The organism is Methylocystis sp. ATCC 49242 (genome assembly GCF_000188155.2).
In the GTDB taxonomy this organism is placed as follows: Bacteria; Pseudomonadota; Alphaproteobacteria; order Rhizobiales; family Beijerinckiaceae; genus Methylocystis.
Genome location: NZ_KE124773.1, coordinates 1 through 19,113, shown reverse-complemented (window position 1 = coordinate 19,113; position 19,113 = coordinate 1). Strand labels below are relative to the sequence as shown.

At 58.9% G+C, this 19,113-nt stretch carries 15 protein-coding genes; 10 read left to right on the top strand and 5 right to left on the bottom strand.

Annotation, left to right across the window (positions count from 1 at the left end; all coding sequences use genetic code 11):
* The first annotated feature begins 6 nt into the window (after positions 1–6).
* The 4 genes from MET49242_RS01285 to MET49242_RS01270 are packed head-to-tail and all read left to right on the top strand — an operon-like array spanning position 7 to position 3,370.
* The gene (locus MET49242_RS01285) at positions 7–249 is read left to right on the top strand and encodes a F0F1 ATP synthase subunit C (RefSeq protein ID WP_036279829.1); all 243 of its coding nucleotides are present in this window, start codon (positions 7–9) and stop codon (positions 247–249) included.
* A 3-nt stretch (positions 250–252) separates the two neighbouring features.
* Complete coding sequence (locus MET49242_RS01280; RefSeq protein WP_036279826.1) at positions 253–999, top strand: F0F1 ATP synthase subunit delta; 747 nt, start codon at positions 253–255, stop codon at positions 997–999.
* Positions 996–2,525: a F0F1 ATP synthase subunit alpha gene (locus tag MET49242_RS01275; RefSeq protein WP_051133911.1), complete on the top strand. Its 1,530-nt coding sequence runs from the start codon at positions 996–998 to the stop codon at positions 2,523–2,525. Before MET49242_RS01280 ends, MET49242_RS01275 begins: the two co-directional genes overlap by 4 nt.
* Positions 2,525–3,370 carry a F0F1 ATP synthase subunit gamma gene (locus MET49242_RS01270; RefSeq protein WP_036279823.1) on the top strand — a complete coding sequence of 282 codons (846 nt, stop codon included), beginning with the start codon at positions 2,525–2,527 and terminating at the stop codon, positions 3,368–3,370. The genes MET49242_RS01275 and MET49242_RS01270 overlap by 1 nt, the downstream gene beginning before the upstream one ends.
* A 37-nt stretch (positions 3,371–3,407) precedes the next feature.
* On the opposite strand, the gene MET49242_RS01265 is transcribed toward MET49242_RS01270, so the two are convergent.
* The gene (locus tag MET49242_RS01265) at positions 3,408–5,093 is read right to left on the bottom strand and encodes a DUF3141 domain-containing protein (protein ID WP_371212508.1); all 1,686 of its coding nucleotides are present in this window, start codon (positions 5,091–5,093) and stop codon (positions 3,408–3,410) included.
* 367 nt (positions 5,094–5,460) lie between these two features.
* Between MET49242_RS01265 and MET49242_RS01260 the strand changes: the two genes are divergently transcribed.
* The 3 genes from MET49242_RS01260 (at position 5,461) to MET49242_RS01250 (ending at position 11,251) form a co-directional block, all read left to right on the top strand.
* Positions 5,461–6,789 carry a TolC family protein gene (locus tag MET49242_RS01260; RefSeq protein WP_244430625.1) on the top strand — a complete coding sequence of 443 codons (1,329 nt, stop codon included), beginning with the start codon at positions 5,461–5,463 and terminating at the stop codon, positions 6,787–6,789.
* 65 nt (positions 6,790–6,854) lie between these two features.
* Positions 6,855–8,066, top strand: a complete 1,212-nt coding sequence (locus MET49242_RS01255) for an efflux RND transporter periplasmic adaptor subunit (RefSeq protein ID WP_144259427.1) — start codon at positions 6,855–6,857, stop codon at positions 8,064–8,066.
* Positions 8,067–8,110: 44 nt separating this feature from the next.
* Positions 8,111–11,251 (top strand): efflux RND transporter permease subunit, encoded by a 3,141-nt coding sequence (locus tag MET49242_RS01250; RefSeq protein ID WP_036279819.1) that lies wholly within the window; start codon positions 8,111–8,113, stop codon positions 11,249–11,251.
* Positions 11,252–11,500: 249 nt separating this feature from the next.
* Here the strand turns inward: MET49242_RS01250 and MET49242_RS01245 are convergent, their stop codons facing one another.
* Genes MET49242_RS01245 through MET49242_RS01235 form a run of 4 tightly spaced genes read right to left on the bottom strand, consistent with a single transcriptional unit; the run spans position 11,501 to position 15,129 of the window.
* Entirely contained in the window at positions 11,501–11,971 is a 471-nt protein-coding gene (locus tag MET49242_RS01245; RefSeq protein ID WP_144259409.1) for a DUF4175 domain-containing protein, read from the bottom strand.
* A 7-nt stretch (positions 11,972–11,978) separates the two neighbouring features.
* The gene (locus MET49242_RS23760) at positions 11,979–12,677 is read right to left on the bottom strand and encodes a hypothetical protein (RefSeq protein ID WP_084678818.1); all 699 of its coding nucleotides are present in this window, start codon (positions 12,675–12,677) and stop codon (positions 11,979–11,981) included.
* The gene (locus MET49242_RS01240; protein WP_036279813.1) at positions 12,674–13,432 is read right to left on the bottom strand and encodes a hypothetical protein; all 759 of its coding nucleotides are present in this window, start codon (positions 13,430–13,432) and stop codon (positions 12,674–12,676) included. Before MET49242_RS01240 ends, MET49242_RS23760 begins: the two co-directional genes overlap by 4 nt.
* Positions 13,433–13,434: 2 nt before the next feature.
* Positions 13,435–15,129, bottom strand: a complete 1,695-nt coding sequence (locus MET49242_RS01235; RefSeq protein ID WP_158497228.1) for a 2Fe-2S iron-sulfur cluster-binding protein — start codon at positions 15,127–15,129, stop codon at positions 13,435–13,437.
* A 1,532-nt stretch (positions 15,130–16,661) separates the two neighbouring features.
* Here MET49242_RS01235 and MET49242_RS01230 point away from each other — a divergent pair.
* From MET49242_RS01230 to MET49242_RS01220, 3 genes are all read left to right on the top strand, one after another.
* Positions 16,662–17,009 (top strand): hypothetical protein, encoded by a 348-nt coding sequence (locus tag MET49242_RS01230; protein WP_036279811.1) that lies wholly within the window; start codon positions 16,662–16,664, stop codon positions 17,007–17,009.
* 93 nt (positions 17,010–17,102) lie between these two features.
* Complete coding sequence (locus tag MET49242_RS01225; protein ID WP_036279808.1) at positions 17,103–17,723, top strand: class I SAM-dependent methyltransferase; 621 nt, start codon at positions 17,103–17,105, stop codon at positions 17,721–17,723.
* 95 nt (positions 17,724–17,818) lie between these two features.
* Complete coding sequence (locus MET49242_RS01220) at positions 17,819–19,048, top strand: family 1 glycosylhydrolase (protein ID WP_051133907.1); 1,230 nt, start codon at positions 17,819–17,821, stop codon at positions 19,046–19,048.
* Positions 19,049–19,113: the final 65 nt, after the last annotated feature.

Genomic DNA, 19,113 nt, shown 5'->3' with positions numbered 1-19,113 from the left:
GGCTCTATGGACCCGAAAATCATCAGCATCATCGGCGCCTCAATCGCTGTTTCCATGGGGGCAGTAGGCCCCGCCTTGGCTGAAGGGCGAGCGGTCGCGGCGGCAATGGAAGCGATCGCCCGACAGCCCGAAGCGGCCGGGGTCATTTCGCGGACGCTTTTCGTCGGCCTCGCGATGATCGAAACAATGGCGATCTATTGCCTTGTCATCGCACTGCTGCTGCTGTTCGCCAATCCCTACGCAGGATAATCCATGACCTTCGATTGGTGGACGCTCGGCCTGCAGACGATAAACTTCGCCATCCTCGTGTGGCTGCTCCATCGCCTTTTGTACAAGCCGACGCTCAATATGATTGATGCGCGGCGGCAGGAAATGGAGAAACAGGCTTCGGAGGCGAGCGCAGCGGAAGAAGAGGCAAAGAGACTGCTCGCTGCGGCGGAAGCGGAGCGAACCGCCATCCTTGGCGAACGGGAAGCCCTGTTAAAAAAGGCCTCGGCCACGGCTGAGCAGGCTGCCCAGGCAAGACGGGAACAAGCCGAACGCGACGCCGAGACTCTTCTTGAAGAGGGGCGTAAAACGCTCGCGGATGAGCGCGCGCAAGCGGCTTTAGCCGCCCGGAGCCTATCGCTTGATTTAACGGACGAGGTTACAAAGCGTCTCCTAGGCGAGATGCCCACTGAGGTGAGAACAGAACCCTGGTTTGAAAAACTAGAGGGACGGCTCGCTTCTCTTTCTAAGACGGAAAGAGCGGCGCTCGTCGATAATGAGCAGGGGGGCGACCCTGCTGTCACGATCAGCATCCCTATGCCTGTCGACGACAACACCAAAGAGATTTGGCGCGCGCGGCTTCGTAAGTTGCTCGGAGAACAGGTCGGCCTTGAATTCGATGTGGACCCCAACCTCATCGCCGGCGCCGAACTCCATTTCCGTAACGCGACTTTGGGCTATTCGTGGCGAAGCGCTTTCGGCGCGATTCGATCGGAGCTAACCAGGACATGACCGAGCTTTCGGCGGATTTGCGTGATTGGGCGGACATCAGCCGCGCCAAAATCCGGCAGATCGAACTGGAGCCACGGCTCGAGCAAATCGGCCGTGTCGAAAAGGTCGGCGACGGAGTCGCCACGGTCTCAGGGCTGCCGCACACGCGCCTCGATGAACTTCTGATTTTTGAGGGCGGCGTACGCGGGCTGGCAGTGGACCTCGGTGAAGACCTGATAGGCTGCATGCTGCTCGGCGACATGGGTCGTATCGCCTCGGGCGGAATCGTCCGCGGAACCGGAGAGGTCGCACGCACGCCTGTCGGTTATTCGCTTCTCGGCCGCATGGTCGACGCCCTTGGCGCCCCGCTCGATGACAAGGGCCCCATCCCCGATACTTCGACAGCGCCGACCGAGCGGCCGGCTCCGACCATCATTGACCGCGCCCTGGTCACCCGTCCCCTCGCGACTGGAATATTGGCGATCGACGCGATGATCCCGATAGGGCGAGGACAGCGCGAGCTCATTATCGGCGACCGCGGCACGGGGAAGACGGCGATTGCGGTCGATTCGATGATAAACCAACGCAATAGCGACGTGCTGTGCATCTATGCGTCGATCGGACAAAAAGCCTCATCGGTTGCGCAGGTTGTCGACGCCCTTCGACGCTACGGCGCGCCGGAACGCTGTCTGTTTGTCGTGGGCGAAGCTAATTCCCCTCCTGGTCTCCAGTGGCTCACGCCATATTCCGCCTGCACGATGGCCGAATATTTTGTCGAGCGGGGGCACGATGTGTTGCTTGTGATCGACGACCTCACAAAGCATGCGGCGGCCTACCGGCAGATCTCACTCTTGCTGCGGCGGCCGCCTGGCCGCGAGGCCTACCCTGGAGACGTTTTCTACATTCATTCCCGGCTTCTCGAGCGGGCGGCCAGGCTTGCGCCGGAGCGTGGGGGCGGCTCCTTGACGGCCTTGCCGATCGCCGAGACTCAGGCCGGCAACATCAGCGCCTATATCCCCACAAACCTCATCTCGATTACCGACGGGCAGATCTATCTTGATCCACGTCTGTTTTACGAAGACCAAAAGCCCGCCGTCGATATTGGCAAAAGCGTTTCCCGCGTGGGGGGCAAGACCCAGGCCCCCGTACTCAAAGGGCTGTCAGCAAGCTTGCGGCTCGAATACGCCCAGTTTTTAGAGCTCGAGGTCTTCACCCGCTTTGGCACAATGGTGGATGAGCGGACCCGAAAGACGATTGAACACGGGCGAAGAATCCGCGCCGTGCTCGCGCAGGCTCAGTTTGCGCCATTAGCGCTCGGCGAAGAAGTGGCGCTGCTTTTAGCCTTGAACGCTGGCGTTCTGGACAAACTAAAGCCTGAGGAAGTCAAAAAATTCCGAAGCCGCTTGGGGCCTTGGTTGGCTCAGCATTGCCCAGAAGCACTATCGCTAGATGAGAGGTCTGAGGCTCTGTCAGAAGATCTGCGCAATCGCCTGCACCATGTGCTGGAATTATTAGCCAGCGCTCCTGAGCGACAGGATGAGCAGTAATGCGGCTCGCTGAGATCCAGGCGCACATCGGCAGCATCCACGAGTTGAGCGAGATCGTTGGGGCGATGCGCTCGCTCGCGGGAATGAGGCTGCAAGAAACCCTACGCGCGCTTCCCGCCGCAGCGCGCTACACGGAAGCCGTCGCCGCAGCATTGGCCAGCACTCTGCCGCTCATGCCGGAGCCGGCCGCCGAGAGGCAAGAGGGACACGGGAAGAAGGCCACGGTCCTCTATATGGCGGAGCATAGTTTTGTTGGGAGCTTCAATACGCGGCTCCTCGAGGCTGCCGAAGGGGTGCTCGCTCCAGCAGACTTGCTGTTCGTGTTGGGATCGCGCGGCGCGTCGCTCGTGACAGAGCGGGGCAGAGAAATGGCCTGGAACGCGCCGATGGCGACGCGTCTAACCGGCGCGCCGGAAGTCATCTTTCGGCTGGTCAATAAACTATACACTTTGATTGTAAATGGTGAAATATCGCGGGTTGAAGCCGTATACGCACGCCACCGCCAGGGAGGCGCGCCTGCGATTGAAACACGTTTGGTGTTGCCTCTCGATCTGAAGGCGCTTGCGCCTAAGCAACCGCGCCAGCCGCCGCTTCTCAACTTGAAGCCGATCGCCCTGCATGAATCGCTGATGACCGAATATGTCTTCGCCATGCTCATGGAGGCGGCCGTCGAATCCATCGCAAGCGAGAATGCTGAACGTTTTGCGGCCATGGAATCAGCCCATGAAAACGTCGAGAAAAAGCTCCAACAGCTCAAGCAAGAGGAGGGCGTCGCGCGGCAAGGCGAAATAACGACCGAACTCCTGGAGCTGATCACCGGATCTGATGCGTTGGCAAAAAGCTAAACCGAGACCGCTGGCTCCGCTGAGCCAGCAATGATCATCATCGCTCAGTGGGAGGAGCCTTGCCATAAAGAAGGGCAAAAGCCTGCTCCTGGAAGGCGTCCCTGGCGTTATGGGAGGCTTCCAGCGATTTGGACACGAACTCGATCCAGCCCCGCTCCATCTTGCAGAAAAAGTTGTCCTCAGGAAGGGGGCCGGATCTTTGGTCTTCGACGACGCGGGCGAACTCACGAATACCAGGCATCCATGGGCAAAATTCTTCGGACAGAAGATAGCGGCTTGTCCGCATTGGATGCAGCCACTCGAGCATGGCGGCGCTCCAAGGAGTAGCCATCGCTTGGATGAGAGGGCTTACAAAGCTCGCATAGAGCAGCTCGTTTGTTTCAGAGACGCGTCGGGCAAAATCGAAATCCAATGTAGGCGCCGGATAACGAATATCCGACACCTTACGTCTTTCGAACGACACCTGGAACTGGGGCTTTCGGCAATCGCGGTCGCCTGTCGGGTTATGGATCTTCATTTCATAAAGGCCCGCCGGCAGCGTCTCGATTTCGGCTAGGCTCTCAAGAATGGCGCGATGCTCCAGTCGCGCGACTTTTGCCGAAACGAAGATGCCAAGATGCCCAATGTGAGGGTTCGTCAGATAAACGATTCGCTGTCCGGAACGCTCCAGATCTTCGGTCGTCTTGTAGACCGCAGATATCCACCCCAACGCCTGGTGAGGCGGCGTAATATTATCTCCATGCGAGGCAAAGACGATGAGCGGGTTTCTGATTCGGTGGAAATCCGCGTAGCAGCAATCGCACACCCGGAATTTTCCCCGCTCGATCTGGTTGCCGATGAAGAGATTTTCCACAATGGCGAGGATTTCGTCTCGTCCGAGGAAATAAAACCCGCTCCACCACCGTTCGAACGCCAAGAAGCGATCGCGTTCGCTGTCTATATGGACGAAAAGATTTGCATATTTTTGCCAGACAGCTTCCGGACGGAGGTTTTCAAAGTTTTGAACGAGCCACGCCCCATCAAATCGACCATCGCCGAGGTCGGATAGGAAATGCGGCAGCCAAGCGCCGCCGACCAGTCCTCCAGCCAAGCGCATTGGGTTGACGCCCTCTTCGCCGGCCCAATAAGACAGCGGCGACCCATTCAGCACCGCGGGGCCCACGAAGCCTTCGCAATCTGCGGAAAGCAAGGCGACTGCCCAGCCCGCTTGGCAATTGCCATAAAGCACCGGCGGTTTACCCGGGTGACGCTCTGCAACCTCTTCGGCGAAACGCCGCAAGGCGTGGAGAACGTCGGCGAGGGTCTGGCCGGGGCAAGGCTCAGGGAAAAAGGTCACGAAATAGGCAGGGCGCCCTTCATGCAACGCCATACCGATTTCGGAGTCGCGCTTCATGCCGCCAATCCCGGGACCGTGGCCCGCGCGCGGGTCGAGCAGGATCACGGGCGGCTTGGACGGATCGACGCACCGGTCGAAGCATGCGTCGCCGCTGCGGGTTATGCGCAACAAGGCGTAGCTAACTGGCCGATCGAAACGCCGCGCGTCGAGGAGCATTTCATAGTCAAAATCGAGCAGAGGCGGCTTTCCTGCCCGTTCATGAGCAATCATATTATCGGCGCGCTGTCGAAGCGTGTCCCAATACAGGATCGATCGCTCCCAGAAATCGATCTGATAGTGGACCGCGTCGCCGGATAGGCGGAGGAAAGCGTCGTTAATCTCGCCCAACCCTTCAAAAGCAAGTTGCCGCTTTTCTCCAGAGAGGGCTCGCGCGTCATCGCGGGGACCGCTCCCCAAGCGTAGGTCTGGGAGTGACGATTCTGTCTGCCTGCCCATTTGCCCCTGGCGTCCTGTGATGCGTCTTTAGAGAGAGGACCTAAAGACTTGGTCGCGCCGCAACGATTAGGAAAGAGTCGAGCCTAGCCGAGAAGGCGCTGGAGCCGCCGCATCCTGTGGAGATCGCCCCTACGCCGCCTCAAAGGCCCCTGTTACGCTGGACAGGGCGCCGGCGCCTCCGCAATAAAAAGGGATGCTTACCTGCCGCGTTTTTCTTCTTATCTGCTTCCTGGGCGGCCCGCTAGCCCTCAGCGGATGCGTGCTCGCGCCGCCGGAGATCGTCGAAGAACAGGCTAAACTGGCGACGACCGGCGCGACGTTCGAAACGCCTCAGGAATTGCGAGAGCTTCCCGAACTACCGCTTCGGCCAAGCTGGCAGGACATCCTTTTCCGGGCCTTTCTCGCCAATGGCGACCTCGAGTCGGCTTATTTCAACTGGAAAGGAGCGCTGATTCAGGTCAATCAAGCCGCCGCCTGGCCCAACAGCAGGGTGGCGCTCGGCTATAGCTACATGTTCTCGCGGGAGAACATGAAGGCCTGGGATCGCATGACCATCAGCGCCGGTTTCGACCCCTCGATGAATTTGCAGCTTCCGATAAAAGTGGAAGCCGCGGGGCGGGTGGCGTTCGAGGCGGCGCGAGAAACTGGCGAAAGGTTCAGAGTCGCGAAATTCGACCTTCAAAGGCGCGTCCTTAACGCCTATCTCGATCTCGCGCTCGCCGCCGAGCGAGCGCGTATCGAGCGAGACAATGTCAATCTCCTCAAGCAACTCTCGGCGTCCGCGGCAGCTCGCGCGCAAGCCGGCGCGCCGCTGCAGGACTTGTTGAAGGTAGAGACGGACTCGGAGTTGGCGAAGAACAACCTGCGCAACCTGGAAGCGGAGGTGCGTGCGGCGCGTAGCGTATTGAACGGCCTACTGGCGCGTGATGCTAATGCGCCGCTCGAGGTTTCCGGCTTGCCGCCGCCCCGCTCCGTCATTCGCGACGATGCGCGGCTGATTGCTATGGCGGTTGACCGCAATCCAGAGTTGGAGGCTCTCGCCCATCAGGTCGCTGGACGGCAAGACGCGGTAGAGGTGGCGCTTCTTGCCTATGTACCGGACATCAGCCCATCCTTCAGCGTCAACGGCAGCATTTCCCAGACGGTCGCCGCGATGGTGATGTTGCCGACCACGCTGCCGCAGATCCAGGCCGCCATTGACAACGCCGAAGCAATGGTTCGTTCCTCACAGGCCGTAATTCGCCAGACAGAGAAGGACCGAGCCGCCAGCTTCGTCGCCGCGCTTTATTTCATGCGCAACGCCGAACGTCAGACGAGTTTCTTCCACCGGCGTTTGACGCCTCTCGTCGAGCAATTGCTCAACAGTTCGCGTGAGGCATACGCCGCGGGCACTGTCGGCTTCGCCGATCTGATCGACAGCAAGCGGACGTATATCAACATCCGCCGGCTGGTCGCGGAAGCCCGAATCGAGCGCGAAAGGCGGCTCGCCGAACTCGAAGCCCTCGCCGGCGTCGACATTGAAACGCTGGGAAGGCCAGCGCTGATCGCAACGATCGAGCCTCCGCCCCTGCCACAATACAAGCCCTAGAAGCGAGCTTTGAACCCATGACGCGATATCTGAGCCTCGGAGGGGTGGCGGTTTTGCTGTTGGCGATGGTCGGCGCCGGCGTCGGAGCGGCGCAGGACCATAGCGGACATCAAATGCCGGGAATGAAAATGCCGCCGGCCGGCGCGGCGCCTCCGTCATCCGGTCCTGCCTTGCCTTCAGGATATGCGGAAGTCCAAATCGCCCCCGAAATCCAGCAACGGATTGGCGTCATGGTCGGGCGCGTCGAAAAGACGACCTTGGTGATGAACATCCGCACTGTCGGCATTGTCCGGCCCAATGAAACCAAGATAGCCCATATCCATCTGAAAACCGAGGGCTGGGTCGAGAAGCTGTTCATCTCCGTCACCGGGCAGAAAGTCAAAGCCGGAGATCCGATGCTTTCGATCTATAGCCCCGCCTTTTTCGCCGCACAACGTGAGTTCCTTGCCGCTCTGCAATACAGCCGGAGTTCCCCCTCTGAGGCGCAGCGGACGGTTGTGGAAACTACGCGCCAGCGCTTGGCCTTATGGGATGTTCCCAAATCGACGATCGATGAGCTGGAGCGAACCGGCAAGCCCAGCAAATCGCTCATCCTGCGTAGTCCGATCACGGGCACGATCCTCGAAAAGAAGGCCTTTCAAGGCCAATATGTGATGCCTCAAGCGGAACTTTATAACGTCGCCGACTTATCGACGGTTTGGGTGCAAGCAAAGATATTTGCTTATGAACTTCCCCACGTTGTCTTGGGGATGCCCGCCAAAGTGACATTCCCTTCGCTGGCAAATAGACCTTTCGACGGAAAGGTCGTTTTCATCGAGCCGGTCGTCGAAGAAGCGGCGCGCACCGTTCAGGTTCGCATCGAACTCAACAACCCCGACGGCGTCATCAAACCCGGCATGTTTGCCAATGTGCTGATTTCTCATGAAATGGGCGTCGGCCTAACCGTCGCGTCGTCGGCAATTATCCGCACGGGAGAGCGCGACATCGCTTTCAAGGTTGTGTCCGCCGATCGTTTCGTGCCGGTCGAGGTGAAAATTAGTCCGCTCGCCTTTGACGGCAGCTTCCAGGTCCTCGGAGGACTAAGCGCGGGGGAGGAAATCGTCACCTCGGCGAATTTCCTCATCGACTCGGAAAGCCGGCTACGAGCGGGCGGCGGGAGCATGGCCGGGATGCAGCATGGCGGAGGCGGCGAGCAAAATGCGCCCAAGCCGCCCGAACCGCCTGGGAGCGGCAATGCCGCGCCGCCAGCGCCCGACCACTCGACAATGGGCCACTGATCCGCTCGAGAAGGTTATCCGCAGCCAGACTCCAGGGGTCAGCGATGATTGCCCGCATAATCGAATTCAGCGCCCGCAACGCCTTCCTGATTCTCCTGATGGCGCTCGCGATTCTGGGGGCTGGGCTATGGGCGATCGTCAAGACGCCGCTTGACGCGCTGCCGGACGTTTCCGACGTGCAGGTGATCGTCGCCACGCAATGGGAGGACAGGAGTCCGAACATCATCGAGGACCAGATCACCTACCCCATCGTGACGCAGTTGTTGTCGACGTCGCATGTCAAAGCCGTCCGCGCCAGCAGCTTTTATGGCGAGTCGCTGGTCTATGTGATCTTCGAAGATGGCACGGATCTCTATTGGGCGCGCACCCGCGTGCTCGAATATCTCAGCGGCATGGCGGGCAAGCTGCCGCAGGGGGTTTCGCCCAAGCTCGGCCCCGACGCGACCGGCGTCGGTTGGGCGCTGGAATATGCGCTTATCGACAAAACTGGCAAACATTCGCTCGCTGACCTGCGCACGCTGCAGGACTGGCAGGTCCAATATCAGCTGCGCGCCGTTCCCGGCGTCGCCGAGGTCGCGCCGATCGGCGGTCTCGTTAAGCAATATCAAGTCACGGTCGACCCCGACAAGCTCCTCGCCTACAAGATCCCTATCAATAAGGTCGTCGACCAAGTCCGCCGCAGCAACCAGGAGGTCGGCGGGCGCGTGCTTGAGTTCACCGGCCGCGAATATATGGTCCGCGGCAGAGGCTATATTCAGACGCCCAGTGACATTGAAAACATCGCTGTCGGGGCGCAGTCCGATGGCACGCCCATTCTCGTTCGCGACATCGGTTTCGTCCAGATCGGTCCTGATATCCGTCGTGGCGTCGCCGACCTCAACGGGATGGGCGATGTCGCTGGCGGGATCGTCGTCGTTCGCTTTGGCGAGAGCGTCTACGGCGTGTTGAACCGCGTCAAAGAGGCGATCACGACCACCGTCCAGCCTTCTCTGCCGGAAGGCGTTGAACTTGTCATAACCTACGACCGATCCGAACTCATCACGCATTCGGTCAAGACGCTCCGCGATAGGCTGCTAGAGGAGAGCGCCATCGTCAGCCTTGTCTGCTTGGTCTTTCTATTTCATGTGCGCAGCGCGCTTGTCGCCATCATCACGCTGCCGCTCGCGGTGTTAATGGCTTTGGTGGCCATGCAATGGATCGGCCTCACGAGCAACATCATGAGCCTCGGCGGCATCGCCATCGCGATCGGCGCCATGGTCGACGCCGCCATTGTGATGATCGAGAATGCTCATAAACATATTGAACGCGAGGAGGCCAAGCCCCCCGCCGAGCGCCTGCCTCGCCTCGAAGTCATCATTGCGGCGGGTCGAGAGGTTGGCCCGTCGCTGTTTTTCTCGTTGCTGATCATCACTGTCAGCTTCCTGCCAGTCTTCGCCCTTCAGGATCAGGAAGGGCGAATGTTCAAGCCGCTCGCCTATACCAAATCCTTCAGCATGTTTTTCGCGGCGATGCTGTCGATCACGGTCACGCCGTTCCTGATGACCCTATTAATCCGCGGCCGAGTGCCGGCGGAGGAATCAAATCCGGTCAACCGGCTGCTGATATGGCTCTATCGCCCGGTCGCGCGGATAGCGCTCAAATTCCGCTATGGAATGGTGGTTGTGGCGCTGCTTGCGATCGCCTCGATCGTCCCGATCTACGCTACCCTCGGACGTGAGTTTATGCCGCCGCTATGGGAAGAGTCGCTCCTCTTCATGCCTGCGACGCTGCCGGGCTCGTCGATCCAGACCATGAAGCAAACCATCCAGGAGCAGGACAAGATCCTGATGAGCTTCCCGGAAGTGGCAAGCGTGTTCGCCAAGGCGGGTCGTTCCAACAGCGCAACCGACCCTGCGCCGCTGGAGATGGTCGAGACGGTCATCAACCTGAAGCCGGCGGATCAGTGGCGGGCCGGGATGACTCCAGAGAAACTAATTGCCGAGATGAATGCGGCGATGAAGGCGAGCGTGCCAGGTTTCTCCAACAGCTGGACGATGCCGATCAAGGCGCGGATCGACATGCTGTCGACCGGCATACGAACGCCCATTGGCGTCAAGGTCTATGGGCCAAAGCTCACCGAGATCGGCCGCATCCTGACCGAAGTCGAAGCGGCGGTTAAATCGGTGCCAGGAACGCGCAGCGCTTTTGCTGAGCGCGTGGCGCAGGGTTACTATTTGGACTTTGACATTAATCGTGCTGCAATTGCGCGCTACGGCCTCTCGGTGGCGGACGTGCAGGATGTCATCGTTGCGGCGGTCGGCGGTTCAAATTTGACGCAGACCATCGAAGGGCGGCAACGTTTCCCTGTGAACGTTCGCTACGGGCGTGAGTTGCGCGATGACCTCAACAAGCTTCGCCGCGTGCTTGTCGCTACTCCTACCGACGCGCAGGTGCCGTTGGAGGAGCTCGCCGACATACAGTTTGTTGATGGCCCCACTCTGATCAAAAGCGAAGCAGCCCAGCTCGTTGGCTACGTCTATGTCGACATCGAGGGGCGAGACACCGGCAGTTACCTGGATGACGCGAGAAAGGCTGTCGCCGAAATGGTGAAGCTGCCCCCCGGTTATCGGCTCGAGTGGAGCGGATCCTTCGAAGGCATGCAACGCGCCGGAGAGATGCTGAAATACGTCATCCCGATTACGTTGTTTCTCATCGCGGTCCTCTTGTACTTAAACGCCCGCTCGCTGCCCAAGGTGCTTATCGTCATGTCGGCGGTCCCCTTCTCCCTCGTGGGCGCGTTTCTGTTGCTGTGGGCGCTTGGCTACAACCTTAGCGTCGCCGTCTGGGTGGGCATCATCGCACTTGCGGGCGTTGATGCGGAAACCGGCATGGTGATGCTGCTTTATCTCGACGTCGCCTATGATCGCTGGAAGCGTGAGGGCCGGATGAACAGCCTCGATGATCTGGAAGCCTCGGTGATGGAGGGCGCGGTCCAGCGCGTGCGCCCAAAAATGATGACCGTCCTCGCCATCCTCATGGGTTTGTTGCCAATCATGTGGGGCGGCGGCGCGGGATCGGACGTCATGAAACGAATCGCGGCGCCGATGGTCGGCGGCGTGGTCACGAGTTTCCTCCTGGAGTTGTTGATCTATCCGGCAATCTACGTGCTGTGGAAATGGTGGGCGGAGGTCCGCCGCGTCGCTTAACCGAACACGCCCTTCCCGCCAGGAATGGATCTCTGACGAGCGCCAGGTCGGCGGGTTTTGCTCTGCTTGCATGCTTTAAAAAATGAGAAGCAGCTGCCGGCGTAAGGGCGCATTTGATAAAGATATTGACGCGAAGCTGAACGGCGGCCGATGTGGTCGCCGGCAGCTCTCGCCAGACGCCTTTCGAGCGTGGAGCACGTCCGCATAGCGCTGTTTTGAAACGACATTCGCTTGGTAAAACAAAGTTTATTAATGGTCCTCCATCCCTCCCGGGCTACCCATCGTTTGCTCTTGCTGACGTAGCATTTCGTCCATCATGTTGGTCATCATCTGCATGTGTTTTTTCATCTCGGTCATCATTTCATCCGGGTTCTTAACGCCCTCCATCATCTTCATGTGATGATTTAGATCTTGCATTTGCTTATCCATCTTCTTCACATGCTCCTGCCGTTCCTTGTCGGCCATCCCGTTCATCTTGCCGCGCCGCTGTCCCATCATTCCGCCCATATGATCTTGCTCCATCATGCCTTGACCTTTCTCCTCGGCAAGCACAGGGGTCAAGCCAGCTGCGACGCTGACGAAGGCAAGAACCGCCGTCGCCTGCATGGTTTTCCTGATGGTCATATTAAGTCCTCCCGCTTTACGTTGGTTGATCTCTCTCAACAGGCTGTGAGCACGCCGCCAAAACGGCGGCGCCATTGCCCAGTCCAGCTGCGCCACCCACTCCCTAATGATGCTTGTACCATCCAACCCTCTTGATATCGTTCCACGCCGTCGTTTGGTGGCAGAGGAAACATTGATTCACTTGCGCATGTTCCATTCCTGCTACCTTCTCTGAAACCATGCGAAAATGCTCCATATAGTGACTTGGCGGAGCCTGGTGACATTGCGCGCAATCGCTCGATCGAGGCGAGGGATGGACATATCCGGTGATTGTCCACCGCTCGGTTCCATGGCAGAGACTGCAATCGGAGCTAAATAAGCCGACGTGGCGGTCTTTGGTGGCGTGGCACGTCGCGCAATTCAACAACCGCTGCGGCGCAGATGCGTCCGTCTCCCCTAACCCAATCCAGGCGAGCGCCGCATGGTTCATCGCGGTTGGACGCATACCCGCGCCCTGATGTTCAAGGTGGCATCCGGCGCTGCATTGGTCGATGCTAGAATGAAACGCCGTCGGTTGCCGTTGGAGAAGCGTCTCATTGTTGGCATGACATGCTATGCACTTGGCGGCTTCAATCCCATGAAGCGGCGTGTGACACGCTGAGCAGTCACTCTCAAGGAACGCATGAGCCGCCGACAGCTTGCCGGGGCTGACAAAATCCTGCAAGCGCGAGGCGCTGGCCGTCACGTGCACGCGAAAGACGCCCAGGGCGCTCGCCGCCAGAGCGAGACCAAGCACGATCGCCATCAAGAGCCATTTGCTCATGGATGGAACCACCTCAGCCCATAATACAGGCCTGACCAAATATGAATGCCCAGCAGGGCGTAAAATGCAGTCGAAAAGCCGATGTGCAGTTTCAGCCACCAGTTGAGCGCGGCCTTAAAAGCGTCGTGCATCTTGATCGAGTACTCAACATCGGCCATCGCCTCCGCCAAATCAAAAGCTTGCGCCGCGTTTACGCTTCCACCCGCGACGACCGAGCTCGGAAGGAGCAGACCAGCGACGAGGCGCGCCCACACGTTTCCGCCCGGAAAAGCCGAGTTTGGTTCGGCGCCACGCCGAAGATCCAGCGCAAGGGCGTCGTAACGGATTTGTAGTTTTGAAAGCATCACCCTCTTTTCGAAAATTTCCTGCGCAACCTGATTGAATAGATAGCGCCCAACATAGCCGGTGAAGACCACAATCAGCATAGCGCCGGTCAACAGGATGCCGAGCGTACTTTGAAACTTATGCCCGGTGTGTAGAAGCGCCAGGATCGCTCCGATAATTCCTGTGTAGATATGCCAGGACAGCAAGGTTCGCAGGGGAAATTTTCGCTCAACGGCATTCTTGAGGGGACCGACCCGTTTGATCAGCGCATAGACAAGCCCGCTCGCCATGAGCAGCGCGCCGGACACTCCCAGCACGCCGCCCGAAAGCGAGCCTGCAAATCGCGGGGAGCGATGCACGAAGAATCCAAGCGCCAGGATCAGAATGAGGAGGACAAGACAGGTGATAACGACGCGCTCGCGTTCCTGCATGGCTACGCCTCGACTGCAATATCCGTCGCCGCTTTGGCCTGGCAGGCCAGAATGAGCTGAGCGGCCTTGTCCTCCAGACTCAAGCCGTCTTCGACCGCCATGGCGACCTGGCCAGACAACAGTTTCGTCTTACAAACTCCGCAGTAGCCTTGGCGGCAGGAATATTCGATGTTAACGCCGACGTCTTCTGACGCTTCCAGCACGGTCTTGTCCGCGGGCAAGGGCGCGGTTTTTCCCGACCGCACGAATGAACACACGGGAACTGCCAGCCCCGGCGCCGGCGGAGCGGAGACCGGCCCGCCGGTATGAGGCGGGGGCGTTAGCTCCGGGCCGAGGAAGGTTTCGGTTTTCACCTGGTCGGAGGGGACCCCGATCTCGCCCAGGATGTGCGTCACCGCCTGCATCATGGGCAGGGGCCCGCACAGATGCACACGCCGAGAGCCTAGATCAGGGACTGTCTGGAGGAGAAGTTCTTTAGTGATGTATCCGCGCGGTCCAGTCCAGTTCGCCGAAGTCTCGTTACTAAGCACGAACGAAACGTGTAAGTTCGGATGGCGCCGGACCAGGTACTCCAACTCTTCACGGAAGATAATGTCCTTTAGCGTCGCGCAGGCATAGATCAGGAAAACACCTCCCGACCAGCTCTGGTCGGTCAGATAGCGCAGGGCGCTCATCAATGGCGTTATCCCCACCCCGCCCGCGATGAGCACGATGCTGGGCGATTCTGTGCCGCGGAAGCTGAATTTCCCATAGGGGCCCGAAGCTCCGATCAGATCGTTCGCCTTGATCTGCTCGTGAAGGAATCCGGAAACCGAACCGTGCGGCGCGTGCTTTACCGTAATCTCACACCAGCCACGACAACAGGGCGATGAGGAAATTGAATACGACCGCCTTAATTCCCTCCCCTCGATCGTCACCGAGACAGTCAAGAACTGGCCTGGCTGGAAAACAAAGGGCAGATCGCCTCCGGCTGGGTGCATCAGGCGGAAGGTGCGAACTTCGATCGTCTCCTGGAAAATCTGCGCGACGCGAAGTTGCCCTGACCATCGGCCGGCCGGAAGCGCGGCCGGCGCTACGACCTTGTAAGCTGTTGAAGCTGTTGCGCCCCCCGGTGTCTGTTGTTCGGCGGCCAGCGTCTCGGTCCCGCCTGGCGCCTCGGTCTCCTGGCGGATTGGCGTCGCGGGAACCGCCTGTTTGGCGGAGGTCAAATTCGCCGCTAATGCTTCCGCCCGATTCATCCTCCGGATCCACATCCAGACCATCGTGGTTGCGAAAGTCAGCAAGATGAAGATCGTGACATAATGGAACCATGAGAGCCCGAACACGCCGCGTGGCGCCTCCGCAAGGCCCGGCGTCTCCATCCTCATCTCACGCCGGAACCACTCGAGCGCGATACTGCGGGGTGGTTTGCCCCCGACCAAAGCTTGGTGGACCGCAAGCCCGCTCTCAAACTGCGCCAGCCCTTGCCGCAGGCGCGCGGTCGCCTGCTCAATACCGGGGACATCGTCGCCTGCCGCCGATCGCGATAGCGCCTCTATTCCGTCGGACAGAAGTTTCCGCCCTGCCGTCATCCGATCAAGAGCCCGTTGCTTAAGCTCGTCCCGTTTGACGGACGGTAGGCTCGACGGAAGCTCCATCAGAGACGGATATAATTCTTTTGGCGGCGGCGCCCTCATCTCCCGCATCATGTCGCCCATGCCGTCGCCGCTCCCGGCGGTCGTCCCTGGGCTAACCGGTTGCGAGGCGCCCGGCCTCGTCTGACCAGGGATATTCAGGCCAGAGGGATGGTGTGATTTGTGCTCCGCGGCTGGCATTTGGCCGAAACCTGGACCCGTCAACGCCAGTCCCAGTCCCAAGGCGCTTGCCGCGCGGAAAATGAGGCGAAAACGCCCCGAGCTTTTGTGATGGCGCCAGCTGTTGTGCCGGCCCAAAAAGCGCTCCCATGTATTTTCCCGGTCGATTGGCGCCTTCGAGGCCGCCGCTAGCTTGTCGAGAGGCAGCGCAGCGCCCAGCCCTCGTTTTGTGGCTATCGGAACTGTCGAGTGTTGGCGCAAATCACGTGCACAGTGGAACATGCTTTGGCTTTTCTGAACTGCCGCTTGGCGCCCGCACATTGCTTTATGAGATTTCGCCTTGCGGGTCCCTTACCAGCGGGCCGGAGATATGGGATTTAAGTATGCCCCGACGAAAAAAAGCGAAAGCCCATGCTCGCGGGCCATGCGGCTTGACGGCCAATGCCTCGCAAGAAAGAGAGACGCCTCTACATTTGTGTAGGCGTGCCGGACCTGAATGGTAATATCAGAATGGCAGCCGCGCGAGTGTTTGATACAAGGGCGCCACCACGAAACACTGTGGACGGGAAGTCGCCGGTACGGATTTGGGCCTCATGCCGCCATGATCTTTCGGAGCCCGGAGCAAGCATGCAAACAGCCAAATGTCCTCAATGCAAATCAGAAATCTGCGGGCCGGGGCGTACATGCCCGGAGTGCGGGGCCGAGTTAAAGCAGCCGAGAACGAATTGGATCGTGACGCTGGGGCTGATCGCGATCGGTTTGATGCTTCTTTACTTTCATAGATTGCGGTGATCTTGCTTGTTAGGTTTTGAGCTGGACAATTTTAAAATGCTGGATCGCCTCTCGAGATTTAGGCTTTTGCGCTGCAAGGTCATCGGCGCCTGAAGGCCCTTTGTGGCGACCGCGAATATCGACGGGAGACACACGCTCCGCGCAGCCGACGCCCTGGTTACGGTGACGTTAGTGACTGCAGCCCTTGGACTGCGATCGTCGCGCTCGCTTGGTTGACTTCGAGACCAGCGTCAAATTGCCATCGCCGACGTCAAAGGGTCCCCTTTACCCTTAGAAAATAGGCAGCACCTGAGGCCAAATGACCACCAAGAATGCCGTAGGCGAGAATAATGACGCTCATGGCGTGCGCCACAACGATGCCCAAGGGCGGGGTCTTCTCGGCGAAAACGCGAAAACGATAAGCGTTACGCTCGCAGGTGCGGCGGCTTCATCATGCCGAGAGGGACTACGCGCCCAGCGATAGGCATAGTCGAAGCTTGAAGCGCCCAGTGCGGTTGCAATCCTTAGGCGCGCCAGATGCCGCTGGATCTGAACGTCAGGCTACTTGGCGCCTTACAATTGGGCTTGTTCCCGCTGCGCCGGATGTTAGGTTTCCATGCGTAACCTAGTCAATAATCGCTAGGCTTGAACAGGGGCGCTTACGGATGAGGACTATCCTGTTTACGGCGGCAATCATCGCCGCCACCGCCGGGACCGCGGCCGCGGACTGTAACGCGGAGATCGAGAAGACGAAGAGCGACTGGGGGGCGCTCAAGCTTGTGCCTGGCAGCAAGCCGAGTTCTATGGCAAAAGGAATTGGCAGTCACGAGCACATAACGGCGGCGGTGATGTCAATGCGAGTTCATTTGCATGAGGCCGTGGACCTTTGCAAAGCCGGAAACGAGCACGAAGCGCTGCTTCATCTCAATGTTATTCGCGCCTTCCTCGACTTGCCCGAGTTCCAACACCCGAAAAGCCATCTTTATCTCTATAACGGTGGTAAGAACCAATAAATCCCCAGGGTGCGGCGCCTAAAAGCGCGCCGCACCCGAATTCTGTCTTGAGCTTACGATATGGCGTCTTATGTCGAGTAAGCCGAGGCTATCGTGAACTTTTACGAACGTAATGTGCTCCCGACGCTGCTGGATTTGGCCATGCGCCAGAGCCAGCTCGACGATTACCGCCTGACAGTCGCCGGCCAGGCCTACGGACGTGTCCTTGAAATCGGCGTCGGCTCAGGTCTGAATTTCACAAAATATGGCGCGCAAGTTGAGACTGTCATTGGATTAGACCCATCGCCGCGATTGCTTGCAATGGCGCGTAAGCGCGCCAAGGAGGCGGGGGTTTCAGCTTGGCTGGTCCAGGGCTCTGCGGCGACTCTGCCATTTGCTGACAGAACCATGGACAGCGTGGTGATGACCTGGACGCTCTGCTCCGTGCCCGACCCTCTCGCCGCGCTCAGGGAAATCAGGCGGGTCTTAAAACCGCAAGGCAAACTCTTCTATATCGAGCACGGGCTTGCGCCGGATGGTCAAGTGGCGCGCTGGCAACGCAGACTGACGCCCCTCTGGCGTTGCGTCTCGGGAGGCTGTCATCTCGATCGCAAGGTGGACGAGCTCCTCCAGGCCGCAGGGTTTGAGCTTGGAAGGCTTCGCCTGCAATATGCGCAAGGCCCTCGGATATTCACCTATTTCTACGAAGGTTCCGCCCGGCCAAACTCCTGTTGAGTAGACGGCCGAAAGCCTCATCGGAGATCAGCAAGGTAGAGTCGATCGCTTCCCTTCCCCTGAGAGCTTCATAGATAAGCGTTGGCCAAGGCTCCATGGACCCTGCCGTGCCACAGTTCTTATTCGCCACCGGAATCGAGAATAGTAGCCCGACCGTTAACAACGGTCGCAAGCGCGTCGATGAAATGGCCTCCTGCCGGCATTACGAGCTTTGGCGCGAGGATTTCGCCTTGGCCCAGGAACTAGGCGTAGGCGCCCTGCGCTACGGGCCGCCTCTCTACAAAGCATTTCTAGGGCCCGACCGGTTTGATTGGGAGTTCGCAGACCTTGCCTTCGCTGAACTCAACAAGCGCGGGCTGATCCCGATAGCGGATCTATGTCATTTTGGGGTCCCGGACTGGATTGGCGACTTCCAGAATCCTGATTTTCCCGAATTGTTTGCAAGCTATGCCAAGGCGTTCGCTCAGCGTTTTCCCTGGGTGCAGCTGTTCACGCCAATCAACGAAATGTTCGTCTGCGCGACGTTCTCGGCTGCCTATGGATGGTGGAACGAGGAACTCCACACCGACAAAGCATTTGTGACGGCGATCAAGCACATCGTCAAAGCCAATGTGCTTGCCATGAAAGCAATTCTGACGATACGGCCGGACGCAATCTTCATACAAAGCGAATCTTCGGAGTATTTTCACCCCAGCAGCCCAAAGGCGGCACAAAGAGCGCACCTCTTAAACGAAAGACGTTTTCTTTCGCTCGACCTGAATTACGCTCACTCCGTCAGCGCCGAAATTTACCGGTTCCTCATGGACAATGGTATGACCGAGGCCGAATATGATTTTTTCATGCGCCAGGGTCTAAAGCGACATTGTATCATGGGAAATGACTATTATGGCGCCAACGAGCATTACGTAGCAGCAGACGGAAAAGCTACCTTCTCAGGAGAAATCTTCGGCTACAACGAGATCACCAGCGAATATTACTGGCGGTACCAAATTCCGGTCATGCACACAGAGACCAACTTCGAAGAAGGTCCAAAAGGCTACGAAGCGGTTCGCTGGCTTTATAAGGAATGGGCGAATGTCCTACATGTTCGCAGCAGCGGGGTGCCGATTTTAGGGTTCACCTGGTACTCTCTAACAGACCAGATCGATTGGGACACCGCGCTCCGGGAGGACAACGGGCGGATTAACTTGCTGGGGCTCTGCGACCTCGATCGCAAACCGCGAGCGGTAGGTCAGGCCTATAAGGAGCTGATTGCGGAATGGGGCGCGGCTATGCGAACCGGCAGTGTCTGTATGATGGTGCCGCTGGGCCCATGTTGCGGCTAGCTCGGGTTGGCTGAAGCGGTCGGTAAAGCGAGCTCGCAAAAGTAGGCGTGTGAAAAATTTGCAGG